The sequence below is a fragment of the Cupriavidus sp. F041 genome (assembly GCF_057814235.1).
Genome location: NZ_JBVASY010000001.1, coordinates 1028188 through 1042862 on the forward strand (window position 1 = coordinate 1028188; position 14675 = coordinate 1042862).

A 14675-nucleotide genomic window follows, 5' to 3' on the forward strand; every position below is an offset into this window, starting at 1 on the left:
CGCAGCATCGTAGAGGTCAAGCGGGCCTGAGCTGTGCCATGGCCAGGCCCGTCGTCACAACAATATGCAGGAGACAAACATGATGCGGAATTGCTGGAACACTTTGGGACTCGGCCGCTTCCTGGCCCTGGCACCCGCGATTGGCATGGCGCTGGGCCTTGCGCTTGGCGCGGCGCCGGCCAGCGCGCAGCCGTGGCCGGCACGGCCGGTTCGATTGATCCTGCCCAGCGCCGGCGGCAGCGGGCCCGACACCATTGCGCGAATCTTTGCCGAGCGCTTGTCGCGCACGCTTGGCCAGCCCGTCGTGGTCGACAACCGGCCGGGCGCCAATGGCGTCATCGGTGTCGACGCGGTGGCCAAGGCGCCGCCAGACGGCTACACCTTGCTATTCGCCAGCTCGTCTTCCACCGTCATCAGCCAGGCCCTGCTGCACAAGCTGCCGTTCGATGTGACGCGCGACCTTGTGGCCGTGGCGCAAATCTTCTCAGGAGGCATCCATCTGGTAGCTTCGCCGGATTTTCCCGCGCGCAACCTGAAGGAGTTCGTTGCCCTCGTCAATGCGAATCCCGGCAAGTACGACTATGCCACCTGGGGCCCGGGCTCCACCGGGCAGCTCGTGATGGAGTACCTGAAGCGGCAGGAAGGACTCGACATCCGGCATGTGCCCTACAAGACGATCGGTCAGATCTACCAGGACATGCAGGGCGGGCGGGTGAAGGTGGCCTTCGTCGACGCCACCAGTTCGGTGCCGCTGATCAAGACCGGAAAGCTGCGCGGCATCGCCATCACCGGCTCGCACAGGGGGCCGGCGCTGCCGGACCTGCCGACCATGACCGAACAAGGTTATCGTTTCGATACAGATGCCTGGTATGGTGTGTTCGCCCCGCGCGGTACGCCAGCGGGCGTGGTGGCGGCCGTGCACCTGGAGGTCCTGAACACCCTGTCCGCCCCGGAGCTGCGTGACCGATTCGTCCAGCTCAACCTGATCGATCCGCCATTGAAAAGCGCGGAACAATTTGCCCAGACCGTGCGCACGGACCTGTCCCTCTGGCAAGGCATCGCCAAAGCGAACGGCATCAGTTTAGACTGAGAAGCCAAGGACTATTTCCATTATCGCGTCCGGGCCGAACTGCTGCTTGCCGGCAAAGGGACCACGGTTCGCACTGTCGCCGCCGCCTGGGGCTACGTCAATCTCGGCCTGTTCGCAGCTGTTTACAAGCAGCGGTTTGGTGAACTGCCTTCTCAGACTCTGGGGATCAGGAGCTAGATCTTGCCGCTTAGGCCGCCCGGATGAGTGGCCTCCACGCTGGTCCTGAAACAAAAAATGCGACACCAACGGTAATGTTGGTGCCGCGATTCATTGTCGTAGCGCGGTGACTGTCACGTCAGCGGAAAGCCACGGCAACCTGTACTCATTGGCCTGGCGCGCCTGCCATCACGCTCAGAATCCTACCGCCTGCCCGTCCCGCCGCGAATCCGACGCAGCGATATACCCGTGCTCCGCCTTGTAGATCAACTGCGCGGAACCAAACTCCAGGCTATCTGGCGGCGCCACCTCGACCTTGTGCCCACGCGCGCGCAGCGCGGCGACCACGTCTGCCGGCATATGCGATTCCACATTGACCACCGGACCGTTCTCGACGCGGAAGCGCGGTGCATCGCTCATTGCCTGCGGGTTCTGGCCAACGGCGGCCAGCCGCGCCATCATCTGCACATGGCCCTGAGCCTGCATGGAACCGCCCATCACGCCGAATGACATCACCGGCGCGCCATTGCGCGTGATGAAGCCAGGGATGATGGTATGCATCGGCTGCTTGCGCGGGCCGACGCAGTTGGCGTGCCCCGGCGTCAGGTTGAAGCCCTCGCCACGGTTGTGCAGCGAGATGCCGGTGCCGGGCACCACCACACCAGAGCCGAAGCCGCGATAGTTGGACTGGATGAACGAAACCATCGAACCGGCCGCATCGGCCGATGTCAGGTACACCGTGCCGCCGGTCTTGGGCATGCCGGCGCCGGGCGTGCTCGCGCGCGCCATGTCGATCAGCGCGGCGCGCTCGGCCAGATAGGCCGGGTCGAGAAATGCCTTGGGATCGTGCTGCATCGTCGCCGGGTCGGAGACGTGGCGATGCAGGTCGGCGAACGCGAGCTTCATCGCTTCGACGCCGACATGGTAGAAGTCCGCGCTGTCACGCCCCATGCTTTCAATGTCGAAGCGGTCGAGGATGCCGAGCCCGATCAGCGCAGCCAGACCCTGCCCGTTGGGCGGAATCTCGTGCAACGTGTAGCCGCGGAAATCCTGCGACAGCGGCGTAACCCAGCTATGCGCGTGCTGCGCCAGGTCATCGGCACGGATGGCGCCGCCGGTTTCCTCGGCAAAGGCGACGATGCGCGCGGCCAGTTCGCCCTTGTAGAAGCTCTCGCCATCGCTTTCGGCGATGCGCTGCAGCGTGGCGGCCTGCTCCGGAAAGCGCCAGCGCTCGCCAGCCTGCGGCGCCTTGCCGTCGCGCATGAAGGCCTTGGCGAAGCCAGGCTGGCCGGCCAGCACGGGCACCTGTGCCGCCCACTGGCGCGCGATCTGCGGCGATACCATGAAGCCCTGCTCCGCATATTCGATTGCCGGTGCGAACAGGCGCGCGAACGGCAGCTTGCCGAAGCGGGCGGACAGTGCCTTCCAGCCTGCGACCTGACCCGGCACCGTCACCGTATCCCAGCCGACCGAAGGCATTTTCTCGCGGCCCGCGAAATATTTGGGTGTCCAAAGCGCAGGCGCGCGGCCACTGGAGTTGAGACCGTACAACTGGCCTTCGTGCCAGACCAGCGCAAACATGTCGCCGCCGATACCGTTCATTACCGGCTCCACCACCGTCAGCGCGATCGCCGTGGCGATCGCGCTGTCGATGGCGTTGCCGCCTTCATACAGCATGCGCAGGCCGGCTTGCGCGGCGAGCGGCTGGCTGGTGCTGACCGCATTGGCGGCAAGCAGCGGCATCTTCTGGGAGGGATAGGGGAAGGACCAGTCGAAAGGCAACATTAGGAGCGACTCAGTAGGATGGGGAAAATCCGGAACGCGGATGGAAGCGCGCGCCGCTTATTGCAAGGCAATGCCCGATTGCTTTACCAGCTTCTCGGTGCGCGGAATCTCGGCATTGATCATCGTGTTGAAGTCCGCCGCGCTGCCGCCGCGCGGCTCGGCGCCCGTGGCGCCCAGTTTGTCGCGGAAGGCCGGATCCTTGAGCAGCTTGTTGACCGAGACATTGAGTTTGGCCACGATCTCGCCCGGCGTGCCCTTCGGCGCGACCAGGCCATACCATGGGGCGATATCGAAGCCGGGATAGCCTTGCTCCGCGATGGTCGGCACATCCGGGGCCATCGACGAACGCTTGCTGTTCGACATACCAAGCGCACGCAGCTTGCCCGCCTTCACAAAAGGCAACCCCGTCATGATGGTGTCGAAGTACATCGACACCTGACCCGACAGCAGCGCTGGAATCGCTTCGGCTGCGCCCTTGTAAGGAACGTGAACGATGTCGATGCCGGCCATCGCCTTCAGCATCTCGCCGGCCAGGTGCGAGGTGGTTCCTGCTCCGAACGAGGCGTAGCTCAGTTTGCCTGGATTGGCCTTGGCATAGGCCACCATCTCGGGCAGCGTCTTGAACGGCAGCGACGGATTCGACAGCAGGATGTTCGGCGTGTAGGCCACAACCGTGATCTTCTCGAAGGCATCCGGATCGTAGCTGAGCTTCTTGTAGAGAAAGCGGTTGGTCACCATCGACGCGGGACCGGACATCAGCAGCGTGTAGCCATCGCCAGGCGCGCGGGCCGCGGCCTCGCTACCGATCATGGCCGCGGCGCCGGGCTTGTTTTCCACCACGAAGGGTTGGCCGTATTCCTTGCCGAGTGCAATGCCGAGCTGGCGGGAAAGCAAGTCCGTCGCGGAGCCGGCCTGGAATGGCACGACGATGCGCACCGGCTGCGTGGGCCAGTCTCGCGGGCCCTGCGCGAGAACCAGGGACGATGCCGCCATCGCCGCCACGGCGGCAATGGAACGGATGAAACGAAAACGAACCTGCATGAAACTACCCTCCTCGATTGTAGAGAATCCACTCGCTGCGCTGCGTACAGCGCTTGCCTTGGGCGGGCGGCCTCCTCTTGGACCGCCTCTACCCAGGCCGTGGCTTAAGTCAATACCAGCCTGAATCCGGACAGAAGAACACCGGGCGCCGGGCCGGGTGAACCGGCAGTGCGAGACGCGCCGGCTTCAGCGGTCGACCCCTCCCATGCACAGGTATTTGATCTCCAGGTAGTCCTCGATGCCGTACTTCGAGCCTTCGCGGCCCAGGCCGGATTGCTTGACACCGCCAAACGGCGCGACTTCGTTCGAGATCAGGCCCGTGTTGATGCCCACCATGCCGTATTCGAGCGCTTCGGCGACGCGCCAGATGCGGCCGATATCGCGACTGAAGAAATAGGAGGCGAGACCGAACTCGGTGTCGTTGGCCATGCCGATCACTTCCGCGTCGGTGGAGAAGCGGAACAGCGGCGCCAGCGGGCCGAACGTCTCTTCCTTCGCCACGCGCATGGCCGGGGTCACGTCGGCCAGCACGGTCGGTTCGAAGAAGGTGCCGCCCAGGCTGTGCCGCTTGCCGCCGGACAGCAGCCGCGCGCCCTTGGCCATTGCGTCCGCGATATGCAACTCCACCTTGGCCACCGCGTCCTCATTGATCAGCGGGCCCTGCAATACGCCGGGCTCGACACCGTGGCCAACCTTGAGCTTCGCCACGGCGGCGACCAGCTTCTGCGCAAAGGCGTCATAGACCTTGTCGTGCACGTAGAGGCGGTTTGCGCAAACGCAGGTCTGGCCCGCGTTGCGGTACTTCGAGGCGATCGCGCCCTCTACCGCGGCGTCCAGGTCGGCATCGTCGAAGACGATGAAGGGCGCATTGCCGCCCAGTTCAAGCGAGAGCTTCTTGATGGTGTCCGCCGACTGGCGCATCAGGATGCGGCCAACTTCCGTCGAGCCGGTAAAGCTGAGCTTGCGCACGACCGGATTGGCGGTCAGCTCGCCGCCGATCGCCCGGGCGTCGCCCGTCAGCACGCTCAGCACGCCCGCCGGCACGCCCGCGCGCTCCGCCAGCACTGCCAGCGCGAGGGCGGACAGCGGGGTGTCCTCCGCCGGCTTGAGCACCATCGCGCAGCCCGCGGCCAGGGCGGGCCCGGCCTTGCGCGTGATCATGGCCAGCGGGAAATTCCAGGGCGTGATCGCCGCGCAGACGCCCACCGGCTCCTTCACCACCAACAGCCGCTTGTCGCCGGCAGGGGACGACAGCACGTCGCCACTGACGCGCTTGCCTTCCTCGGCGAACCATTCGAGGAACGACGCGGCGTAGGTCACTTCGCCACGGGCCTCGGCCAGCGGCTTGCCTTGCTCGGTAGTCATCAGCAGGGCAAGGTCGTCGGCATTGGCGAGCATCAGCTCATGCCAGTTGCGCAGCACCTGGCTGCGCTCGCGCGCGGTCTTGCCGCGCCAGGCGGCCTGCGCGGTGCGCGCGGCCTCGATGGCGCGGCGCGTTTCCGCCGCGCCCATCAAAGGCACCGTGCCGATTACGGCGCCGGTCGCGGGATCGGTGACGGCGAAGGTCTCACCGCTGTCGGCGTTCCGCCACGTGCCGCCGACAAAAGCTTGCGCACGCAGCAAGCCTGCATCCTTGAGTTCCATGATGAAGTCCGTTTGGTCCTGTTGTATCCGTTTGGGTGCGTTTTGGGGTGCGTTTTGGTACGTTTGGGTCCGCCTGGGATCAGCGGGTCAATGCGTCAGCCAGGATGTCGAGGCCCTCGTCCATCACGGCATCGCTGATGGTGAGGGGGAACAGGAAACGGATCACGTTGCCGTAGATGCCGCACGACAACAGCAACAGGCCCTGTTCCAGCGCGCGGTTCTGCACAGTGCGCGTGAAATCGGCGTCCGGGCTGCCATCCGCCTTGCGGAATTCAACGGCGACCATGGCGCCGACACCGCGCACTTCGGCGATTTGCGGCACGCCGGACCTGAGGCTCTCCAGACGGTCCACCAGGCGCTTGCCCAGCACGTTGCCGCGCTCGATCAGGTTCTCGCTTTCGAGCACGTCCAGCACGGCCAGGGCGGAAGCCACCGCCAGCGGGTTGCCGGCATAGGTGCCGCCAAGCCCGCCGGGTGCCGGGGCGTCCATCACCTCGGCGCGACCGCATACCGCCGACAGCGGCATGCCTCCCGCCAGGCTTTTCGCCATCGTGGTCAGGTCCGGCGCCACTTCGTAGTGCTCCATCGCAAAGAGCTTGCCGGTACGCCCGAAGCCGGTCTGCACTTCATCGGCGATCAGCAGGATGCCGTGCTCGTCGCAAATCGCGCGCAGCGCCCTGACGAACGCGGCCGGCGCCACGTTGAAGCCGCCCTCGCCCTGCACCGGCTCGAAGATGATGGCAGCCACGCGTTTGGGATCCACATCGGCCTTGAACAGGTTCTGCAGCGCCTTGAGCGAGTCCTCCACCGACACGCCGTGCAACGCGCAAGGATACGGCGCGTGGAACACCTCGCCGGGGAACGGTCCGAAGCCAACCTTGTACGGCACCACCTTGCCGGTCAGCGCCATGCCCATCATGGTGCGGCCATGGAAGCCCCCCGAAAAGGCGATCACGCCAGGACGGCCGCTGGCGGCACGGGCAATCTTGATCGCGTTTTCGACGGCTTCGGCGCCCGTCGTGAAGAACGCCGTCTTCTTGACCGAACCGCCGGGGGCACGCTGGTTGATTTTCTCGGCCAGATCGATGTAGCTGGCGTAGGGGACGATCTGGTAGGCGGTGTGCGTGAAGCGCTCCAGTTGGCGCTGCATGGCCTCCACCAGGCGTGGATGACGATGGCCGGTGTTCAGGACGGCGATGCCGGCGGCGAAGTCGATATAGCGCTTGCCCTCCACATCCCAGATCTCGGAATTCTCGGCACGCTCGGCGTAGAAATTGCACATCACGCCAACGCCACGGGGCGTGGCGGCATCTTTGCGGCGGACCAGTTCGGCGTTCTTCATCTCTTGCTCCATCTCTTGCTTCGGTTTGGGCCAACGGACTGCGTTGTCCGCCGTTCATGTCGTCAACCGGCAGCCGGGTGCGGCATCTCGGCCGGAATGCGGTGGAGTAGAAAATTAACCGAAAATTGGCACCACCACTAGATCCATATTGATGCTTGTTGATAGGGCCATTTTTAAGAGAACTCTCTTGGCGGATTCGCTGCCGCTCCGTCCGGAGCGGTTACCGGACAGCCACGACGTGATGCATGAATCTCACGCAGGCTTCAGACGTGACAGGACGTAACGGGAACCAGCAAGCTGCTGGCGTCAAGACGGATCACCAAGGGAATTACGTTGTAATCCCGTGCGGCCTGCCTGGAGACAGTTGATGGCGGCTGGTTCCGTCACTGCCCCCGATGGGAAGTGGCACCTACTTATGAATTACTTCACCAAACCATATTGTCTTGCACGGATAATCCTGCAAATGGCACCAGGCTTTTGGCACGAACACGGCAACCTCCGGACCACTTTGCGTTGTCACGGCGGGCAGGCGGCTTGGTTTCCATGCCGGCGCGCAGGATCGTACGGGATGCTTCAAGGACGGCCAGGCTCCCGGAATCTGGTGCCGGCAAAACCTAGGGCGTAAGATCACCAGCGACGCGATGCCGCGTTGCACATCGGCGAACCATCATGGCAAAGCCCCAGATCCTGACCTATATCGATGCCGGCACGTCCGACGGGACCTCACGGCTGATGAGAATGATCGGACAGCAACTGCTTCCCGGCGCTTACGAGATCAGGGGGGTCATGGCCGATGACCTCAGGCATGACGCGGCGCTCTTCGATGACGCTGCGCTGTTTGTCATGCCGGGCGGTGCCGACCTTCCCTATTGCGCCGCATTGAACGGCGCCCCCAACGCGCGCATCCGGCGCTTCGTCGAGCAGGGCGGCGTCTACCTGGGCATTTGCGCGGGCGCGTACTACGCCTGCAGGGAGCTGGCATTCCATGCCGGAACCGAGGGCGCAATCTGCGGCGCACGCGAACTGAACTTTGTGGATGCGGTCGCGGTTGGCTCGCTGCCCCAGCTCACGGGGGGCGTCGCTTACGACGCAACGCCGAGGAGCGCCACGGCCGCGGAGATCCGGACGACCCATAGCCTGACCGCCGCCCCGACGACGCTTTATGCGCACTACCACGGCGGCTGCCGCTTCGATTTCGGCGACGCAACGAACCATGCGGCGAGGATCCTGGCCGTGTACACCGGCATCGAAGGCAATCCTCCCGCCATCGTGAGCGCAAGCGTGGGTAAAGGCTGCGCAATCCTGACCGGTGTCCACCTGGAAATCTCGGAGCGCGAGTGCAAGGACGCACTGCGCGGACACAGCGACATGGCCGCGCACTTGCACGTTTGCCGCAGGCTGGCGCGGACCGGAGAGGCGCGGCTGGCGGTTTTCCGCCAGCTGCTTGCTCACGCGGGACTCTTGCTGGGCTGACCGCTCAGGGCGTCCAGTACCAGACGGCGGAGTTGGAGAGAAAGGTCTCCCACATCGCATGCGGCTTGCCGGGATCGTCGTCGTCGCAGAGCCGCGCAAGAACCCACTGGGCTTCGATCCGTTCTCTCGATGCATCACCGAGACCGTCCTGCTCCCCCTTGGCCAGGTAGCGGCCGGCAAAGGTGGTCAGCGATGCGTGCGCCTCCGAAGCATTCTTCCAAAGCACCGTGAATCCGATCAGCGTGCCGTCGGTCATGCCATGCGCGTCGAACCACGCATTGGGATCGGGCTTGCCCACCTTGGTCTGGTAGCGGCCGGTGAAGCGGGCACCCGGCTCGATGGAAAGAATCTCAAGCCCGCCGCCGTTTCGGCCGAGCCATCGTCCAACACGGATTGTCATGGTGCCTCCTTTGCATTGCGCGGATTGGAAAATGCGTTTGACGCCTACTTCTTCCTGGCGCCGGCACTCATCGCATCGAGCGCCTTTGCCGCGGCAAGGTGCTGGGGCACGGCAAGCCCTTGCAGCGCCGTCGCCGCCGAGACCTGCGCACCTTGCGCGCTGCCGCGCGCGGCGAGATCGTTGCCGTTTGCGAAAACCAGGCGGGTCAGCGCAGCCACCTCGGCATCGGAGAGGTCGCTTGCCGTGAGGAGCAGCGCCGCGGTCGCGACGGTCCGCACGTCTTGCCGCTGGTTCGCGTACGCACCGCGCGAGATCGTGTAGGGAAAGTACGCGGTCTTCGCACCGGCCAGCGCGGCGATGCCGCGCTCGGAGAGCGGCAACAGCCGCAGCGGCACGTCCTCAAGCGCATCGCGCACGCTGTCCGCCGGCACACCGATGACCTGTATCACGGCGTCGACCTGCTTCTGGCGCAGCGCAACCAGCGCGGCGCCGATGCTCAAGTCCTGGGGCTCGATGTCCTTCAGGCCGAGCCCATGCGCCTCGAGCACGCGTACCGCGGTGACGCGCGACGCGGAGCCCGGTTCACCCATGGCGACCTTGTGGCCGCGCAGGTCCGCCATCGATGCCAGCGAGTCGTTGGCCCGCACCAGGACGTGCACGGCTTCCGGATACAGGCTGCCCAGCGCGCGCAGCGAGGCGTACGGCCCGTCCGTGGCAAAGGCGCCCTTGCCCTCATAGGCATCGAGCGCGGCATCGCCCTGCGCAAGCGCAACCGAAACCTTGCCCTCCCGCAGCAGACGCAGATTTTCCTCTCCTCCCCGCGTGATCAGGGGCACTACCCTGACCCTGGTCTCGCTCGCCAGCGCGCGGGCAAAGCGCAAATACTGTCCGTGCTCGGCACCGGCCGCGATCGCGTATCCGTCCGCCGCGCGCGCGAGCCGTGCGCGTACGCTGGCATAAGCCACCGTAAGCTCCTGCTCGATGGCCGCTTGCTCGGCAGGCGAAGCATCCTTGGGCACGGATTCGATCACCTTGCGCATCGCGTCCAGGATGGCGGCAGCGCCTGGCGCAGTATTGGTAACGTAGTCCGGCGCCTCGGCGGGCCGGTAGCCGCCGGAGGTAACCGCGATCCACCGGTCCCCCTCGCGCTTGTAGAGCGCGGTACCGTGGGCGCGGATGATGTCTCCCGCCTTGTTGCCGCCCGAGGTAATACCGGAAATGCCCTTCGGGCCCGCGCCCAGCGCGGAAACCAGGCCGGCGACGCCCGGCGCGTCCCATCCGCCGAAATCAAAGTCGCGCGCGAGCTTCAGTTGCGCATCGAAGTAGACTGTGCGGCGTGTCTCGCCCGCCGCCTTGATGTCCGCCTGGGAGCCACGGCGCTCAAGGCTGACCAGTTCCACCGTCCCGGCCGGCAGCGCCTGCACCAGGCGGTCGTTGACCCCGGCCCGCAGGCTGTCGGCATCCGGGCCGCCGCCGCAGCCGCTCAGGAGGACGGCCAGCACGGCGGCCAGCATCATGGCGATGAGGGCGCGCATGGTCAGCCTCCCACAATCGGCAGCGCAAGCCATAGCGTCAGCACCACCGCGTTCATCAGGTCGACGAAGAATGCGCCGACGAGCGGGGCGATCAGGTAACTGGTCGGAGCCGGCCCGTACTTTGCGGTAATCGCCTGCATGTTCGCCATGGCGGTCGCGGTGGAGCCCATATTGAAGCCAATGAACGCCGCGGAGGTGACGGCCGCCTCGTAGTCGCGGCCCATGAAGCGAAAGCAGACCAAAACGGCGTAGAAGACGAGGAATACCACCTGCATCGCAATGATGACAATGAAAGGCCCCGCCGACAGCGCCACCTCGATCAGGTCGAGCGCCATCATCGTCATGACGAGGAACAGCGACAGGCACACGTTCGAGATCAGGTCCGTGGCGCGGTCATCGAAACGCAGGCCGATGAATGGGCAGAGGTTGCGGATGGCGACGCCCGTCACCATGCACCACAGGAAAGCCGGTATGGTGATCGAGCCGCCGGTGAACTGCGCTGCCAGCCACCGGCTGGCCACTACCGCGGCAAAGATGCCGGCGAGGGAGCCGATCGCGCCGACGGTGGCGATTGGCGCCGCCGGCTGCATGTCGTCGCTCGCGGTTTCCTCCACCCGGGATCGCAGGTGGTAGCGCGTGATCAGGAACTGCGCGACCGGGCCGGCGATGATGCCGCCGACAATCAGGCCCAGCGTCGCCACCGTCATGGACAAGTCCATCACGGACTGCAGGTTGTTCACTTCCGCGAAGCGCTCGGCATAGGCCGCGCCGGTGCCATGGCCGCCCACGAGGGTAATCGAGCCACCGACCAGCCCGAAGATCGGGTGCAAGTCCAGAACCTTCGCCATCGCGACGCCGACCGCGTTCTGCGCGACGATGTAGGGCAGCATGATCATCAGGAAGATGACAAGCGCCTTGCCTCCCCGGCGAAGCGTGCGCAAGTCCGCGCTCAGCCCCATCCCGCCGAAGAACATCAGCAGCAGCACCGGCTTGATGCTCTGGTCGATCGTGACCTTGAAATCCGCGGTTGCCAGGGCCAGCGCGGACAGCACCGCGAAAAGCAGGCCGCCGGTAATGGGATCCGGGATGTTGTATCTCGACAGCACCCCAACCCTGCGATTGACCAGCGCGCCGATGAGTAGCACGACGACGGCCGCCAGCAAGGAGCTAAGGGGATCGAGACTCATCGGCAATTCCGTTGGAGTCAGGCAGTTCGCACAAATCCAACGCGACAAGCGGCGAGCCTGGCAGTATCAAACTGGTTTCTGGTCTCCTGGGCCGCTACCATGGTGCTGGTCCTCGACCCATTGCCAGAACAGCTGATAGCCGACCGCGAGCATTACCGGGCCAATAAACAAGCCAATGACGCCGCCGCTGACCATCCCGCCCAGAGCGCCGATCAGCACCACCGGCATCGGCACGTCGACACCCCGGCCCAGCAGCAGGGGCTTGAGGACGTTATCGGCCAGCCCTGCAACGAAGACATAGATGGAGAAGACGATCGTAGCCACGCTGGCACCCTCGGTGGCGATGACGAAGACAATCACCGGGACGGTAATCAGCGTGGCCGGCAGCTGCATGATCCCAAGCAGCAGCACCCCCAGAGCCAGCAGGCCGGCGGCAGGAATGCCCTTGAGCACGAAGCCGACGCCGATCAGCAGCATCTGGATGAAGGCAATGCCGACCACCCCCTGGGCAACCGCGCGAATGGTGGAGGTGCACAACCCGGTGATCTGCGGGCCTTTTTCCGGGTTGAAGATGCGCGAGGCAATCTGCACGGCGCTACGGCTGCCCTCCTCCCCAAAAGCCATGATGATGCCGGCGATGATCAGTGCAAAGACGAATACCAGCAACCCCCTGCCGAGACCCGCGGCCGCGCCCAGCAGCACGAGGCTGAAGTCCTTGAGCTGAGGCGCGAGCTTCATCACCAGTCCGGTCAGGTCGGTGGCGGCTTGCACCCAGAAGGCATACAGCTGCTTCCCCACCAGCGGCCAACCGGCTACCGACTCGGCCGGCGGTGGAACCTGGAACTCCCCGCTCTTGACGAGGGCCATGCCATTCTCCACCGACTCCGCCATGGCGACACCCAACAGGTAGGTCGGCACCATGATGATGCCGATCACGACCAGGATGATCAGCGTGGCGGTGCGGCCGTCCTTGTTGCCCAGCATCGGGCTGAGTTTCACCTGCAGCGGATAGAGGGTGATCGCCAGGATCAGCGACCAGACGAGCAGGTCGAAAAACGGACGGAATATCTGGAAGCAGAAAATCACCAGGACAGCGATCAGCCCGGCACGGATCAGTACATCGAGCATACCGCGGGACAGCGCCTTCTCGGAAACGGGCGTGGGCAACATCGATTGCCTCCTTGCAGGTCACTGCAAAGGTATCGGGTCGGTAAGCCAGGCCACGGCATCTCATCCCTGCCGTTACGCCATGTCCGGGCGACACGATACGTCCGGGATCGTGCCCCGGCGGGGCACGATCCCGGTTCAAGCCATAACGCGCGGACCACAATGATGCGCATCCACACAACGCACGGCACGGGCAATGCCGGCATCGGCGCGTTCGCCATACGAGGGCAAAGGCGAGACACACCCCCGATTCGGTGAGTTCTAGTCTAGGCTAGTCAGAGTGCCGGGACAACCTCAATGAGTACGCCCCGTAACAATACCCGGCGAATACCCGGAGGATCCCATGGTCCGACTGCCGACGCCTGCATTGGTGGTACTTGCCTTCCTGATCGTGCTCGGCGGCTGCGCCAGCCGCCCGGTCAACCCGCCCATCGCCCACGCCGCGCCGGATACTGGCTATCGATTCCTCACGCGCCCGCAATATTCGTCAGGCAACGAAAACCTGGTGATCCTGGCCTTCTCGGGCGGTGGGACACGCGCTGCGGCATTCTCGTACGGCGTCCTCGAGTTCCTGCGCAATACCGAAGTCGTCGGACCGAAAGGCAACAAGTCTCGCCTGCTCGACCATGTCGGTGTCATCACTGGCGTATCCGGCGGAAGCTTTACGGCGCTCGCCTATGGCCTCTACGGCGACAAGCTGTTTGACGATTACGAGCAGCGCTTCCTCAAGCGCGACGTGCAGGGGGAAATTACATTCCGTACGCTCAATCCAGGCTACTGGCCATCCCTATGGTCGAGCGGCTGGGGCCGCTCGGAACTGGCATCAGGCCTGTACGACGAAATCCTGTTCCATGGCGCGACATTCGGCGACCTCAATCGCGGGGATGGCCCCTTCATCGTCGCCTCCGCCACGGACATCTCCACGGGTGCCCGCCTGCCCTTTACGCAGACCACATTCGACGTGCTTTGCTCGGATCTGAATGCGGTGCGGCTCTCCCGTGCCGCTGCCGCATCGTCGGCGGTACCGGTGGTACTCACGCCCATTACCCTCAACAACTACGGCGGCACCTGCAACTACGAACCTCCTGGCTGGATCAAGCCATTTCTCGATGCCAGCGACCCGCCCCGGCCGGCCGCCCGCGCGACCCGTCACCTGAAGGAGGAGGCCGAATTCGGGGACAGCGTCAACCGGCCCTACATCCATATCGTGGATGGCGGTGTGTCGGACAACCTCGGCATGCGCAGCGTGCTGGATTCGCTGGAGGTCATGGAAGCACTGCATCTGATCGGCAAGCCTTCTCCACTCGACCATACCCGCAGGATCGTCATCTTTGTCGTCAATTCACTGTCCACGCCAAAGACGGCATGGGACAAGTCGGAATCCCCGCCGGGCACGCTGCAGATACTGGTAAAGGCCACAGGTGTTCCGATCGACCATTATTCCTATGAGGCGACCGAACTGTTGAAGGACAGCCAGTCGCGATGGCAATCCATGCGCCGGGTCCGGGAGTCCCGTGCGTTTTCAGCTAACAGGGATGCCGAGGTAGCCACCGCATTGCGCACGCCGGATGCAACGATCTATGCCATCGACGTGTCGTTCGCCCAGTTGACGGACAAGGCGGAACTGGATTACCTGAACGAACTGCCCACATCGTTTTCCCTGCCGGCCGAGGCTGTCGACCGGCTGCGTGCCGCCGCGGGGAAGATCATCATGGCGTCGCCCGATTTCAATCGGCTGCTGAAAGATGTCGGTGCCAGGGTCATCGCCGCCCCGGCGCCAGCAGGCAAAACAACTGGCGAGACAACAGGCGCGACAACAGGCGACCACGGTAACAAGTAGCGCTCATCGGTTACC

12 protein-coding genes are annotated in these 14675 nt (G+C 64.6%); 4 read left to right on the forward strand and 8 right to left on the reverse strand.

Annotated features, from left to right (window positions below; genetic code table 11):
• The first annotated feature begins 79 nt into the window (after positions 1 to 79).
• A complete protein-coding gene (locus tag ACZY0R_RS04735; RefSeq protein ID WP_488857353.1) occupies positions 80 to 1090 on the forward strand; it encodes a Bug family tripartite tricarboxylate transporter substrate binding protein in 1011 nt (336 codons plus the stop codon).
• A gap of 42 nt (positions 1091 to 1132) precedes the next feature.
• Entirely contained in the window at positions 1133 to 1267 is a 135-nt protein-coding gene (locus ACZY0R_RS04740) for a helix-turn-helix domain-containing protein (protein ID WP_488859502.1), read from the forward strand.
• Between the two features lie 174 nt (positions 1268 to 1441).
• Here the strand turns inward: ACZY0R_RS04740 and ACZY0R_RS04745 are convergent, their stop codons facing one another.
• The 4 genes from ACZY0R_RS04745 to gabT form a co-directional block, all read right to left on the reverse strand.
• Positions 1442 to 3031, reverse strand: coding sequence for a gamma-glutamyltransferase family protein (locus tag ACZY0R_RS04745; protein ID WP_488857354.1), 1590 nt, complete (start codon positions 3029 to 3031; stop codon positions 1442 to 1444).
• A 57-nt stretch (positions 3032 to 3088) separates the two neighbouring features.
• Complete coding sequence (locus tag ACZY0R_RS04750) at positions 3089 to 4072, reverse strand: Bug family tripartite tricarboxylate transporter substrate binding protein (RefSeq protein ID WP_488857355.1); 984 nt, start codon at positions 4070 to 4072, stop codon at positions 3089 to 3091.
• A 186-nt stretch (positions 4073 to 4258) separates the two neighbouring features.
• Positions 4259 to 5716, reverse strand: coding sequence for an NADP-dependent succinate-semialdehyde dehydrogenase (gene gabD / locus ACZY0R_RS04755; RefSeq protein ID WP_488857356.1), 1458 nt, complete (start codon positions 5714 to 5716; stop codon positions 4259 to 4261).
• A 79-nt stretch (positions 5717 to 5795) separates the two neighbouring features.
• A complete protein-coding gene (gabT, locus tag ACZY0R_RS04760) occupies positions 5796 to 7058 on the reverse strand; it encodes a 4-aminobutyrate--2-oxoglutarate transaminase (protein WP_488857357.1) in 1263 nt (420 codons plus the stop codon).
• A 669-nt stretch (positions 7059 to 7727) separates the two neighbouring features.
• On the opposite strand from gabT, the gene ACZY0R_RS04765 reads away from it, so the two are divergent.
• The gene (locus ACZY0R_RS04765; RefSeq protein WP_488857358.1) at positions 7728 to 8531 is read left to right on the forward strand and encodes a BPL-N domain-containing protein; all 804 of its coding nucleotides are present in this window, start codon (positions 7728 to 7730) and stop codon (positions 8529 to 8531) included.
• Positions 8532 to 8535: 4 nt separating this feature from the next.
• Here ACZY0R_RS04765 and ACZY0R_RS04770 read toward each other — a convergent pair whose 3' ends face one another.
• The 4 genes from ACZY0R_RS04770 to ACZY0R_RS04785 form a co-directional block, all read right to left on the reverse strand.
• Positions 8536 to 8931, reverse strand: a complete 396-nt coding sequence (locus tag ACZY0R_RS04770) for an avidin/streptavidin family protein (protein WP_045242567.1) — start codon at positions 8929 to 8931, stop codon at positions 8536 to 8538.
• Between the two features lie 44 nt (positions 8932 to 8975).
• Positions 8976 to 10466, reverse strand: coding sequence for a TAXI family TRAP transporter solute-binding subunit (locus ACZY0R_RS04775; protein WP_488857359.1), 1491 nt, complete (start codon positions 10464 to 10466; stop codon positions 8976 to 8978).
• 2 nt (positions 10467 to 10468) lie between these two features.
• Positions 10469 to 11653, reverse strand: coding sequence for a sodium/glutamate symporter (gene gltS / locus ACZY0R_RS04780; protein ID WP_488857360.1), 1185 nt, complete (start codon positions 11651 to 11653; stop codon positions 10469 to 10471).
• Positions 11654 to 11719: 66 nt separating this feature from the next.
• Positions 11720 to 12823 (reverse strand): AI-2E family transporter, encoded by a 1104-nt coding sequence (locus ACZY0R_RS04785; protein ID WP_488857361.1) that lies wholly within the window; start codon positions 12821 to 12823, stop codon positions 11720 to 11722.
• 340 nt (positions 12824 to 13163) lie between these two features.
• On the opposite strand from ACZY0R_RS04785, the gene ACZY0R_RS04790 reads away from it, so the two are divergent.
• Entirely contained in the window at positions 13164 to 14660 is a 1497-nt protein-coding gene (locus tag ACZY0R_RS04790) for a patatin-like phospholipase family protein (protein ID WP_488857362.1), read from the forward strand.
• Positions 14661 to 14675 lie beyond the last annotated feature (15 nt).

Excerpts from the sequence above, each read along its gene's own strand:
- ACZY0R_RS04775 (WP_488857359.1), bottom strand. The coding sequence starts at position 10,466 with ATGCGCGCCCTCATCGCCATGATGCTGGCCGCCGTGCTGGCCGTCCTC.
- ACZY0R_RS04745 (WP_488857354.1), bottom strand. The coding sequence starts at position 3,031 with ATGTTGCCTTTCGACTGGTCCTTCCCCTATCCCTCCCAGAAGATGCCG.
- gabD (WP_488857356.1), bottom strand. The coding sequence starts at position 5,716 with ATGGAACTCAAGGATGCAGGCTTGCTGCGTGCGCAAGCTTTTGTCGGC.
- ACZY0R_RS04770 (WP_045242567.1), bottom strand. The coding sequence starts at position 8,931 with ATGACAATCCGTGTTGGACGATGGCTCGGCCGAAACGGCGGCGGGCTT.
- ACZY0R_RS04785 (WP_488857361.1), bottom strand. The coding sequence starts at position 12,823 with ATGTTGCCCACGCCCGTTTCCGAGAAGGCGCTGTCCCGCGGTATGCTC.
- gabT (WP_488857357.1), bottom strand. The coding sequence starts at position 7,058 with ATGAAGAACGCCGAACTGGTCCGCCGCAAAGATGCCGCCACGCCCCGT.
- ACZY0R_RS04765 (WP_488857358.1), top strand. The coding sequence starts at position 7,728 with ATGGCAAAGCCCCAGATCCTGACCTATATCGATGCCGGCACGTCCGAC.
- gltS (WP_488857360.1), bottom strand. The coding sequence starts at position 11,653 with ATGAGTCTCGATCCCCTTAGCTCCTTGCTGGCGGCCGTCGTCGTGCTA.
- ACZY0R_RS04735 (WP_488857353.1), top strand. The coding sequence starts at position 80 with ATGATGCGGAATTGCTGGAACACTTTGGGACTCGGCCGCTTCCTGGCC.
- ACZY0R_RS04750 (WP_488857355.1), bottom strand. The coding sequence starts at position 4,072 with ATGCAGGTTCGTTTTCGTTTCATCCGTTCCATTGCCGCCGTGGCGGCG.
- ACZY0R_RS04790 (WP_488857362.1), top strand. The coding sequence starts at position 13,164 with ATGGTCCGACTGCCGACGCCTGCATTGGTGGTACTTGCCTTCCTGATC.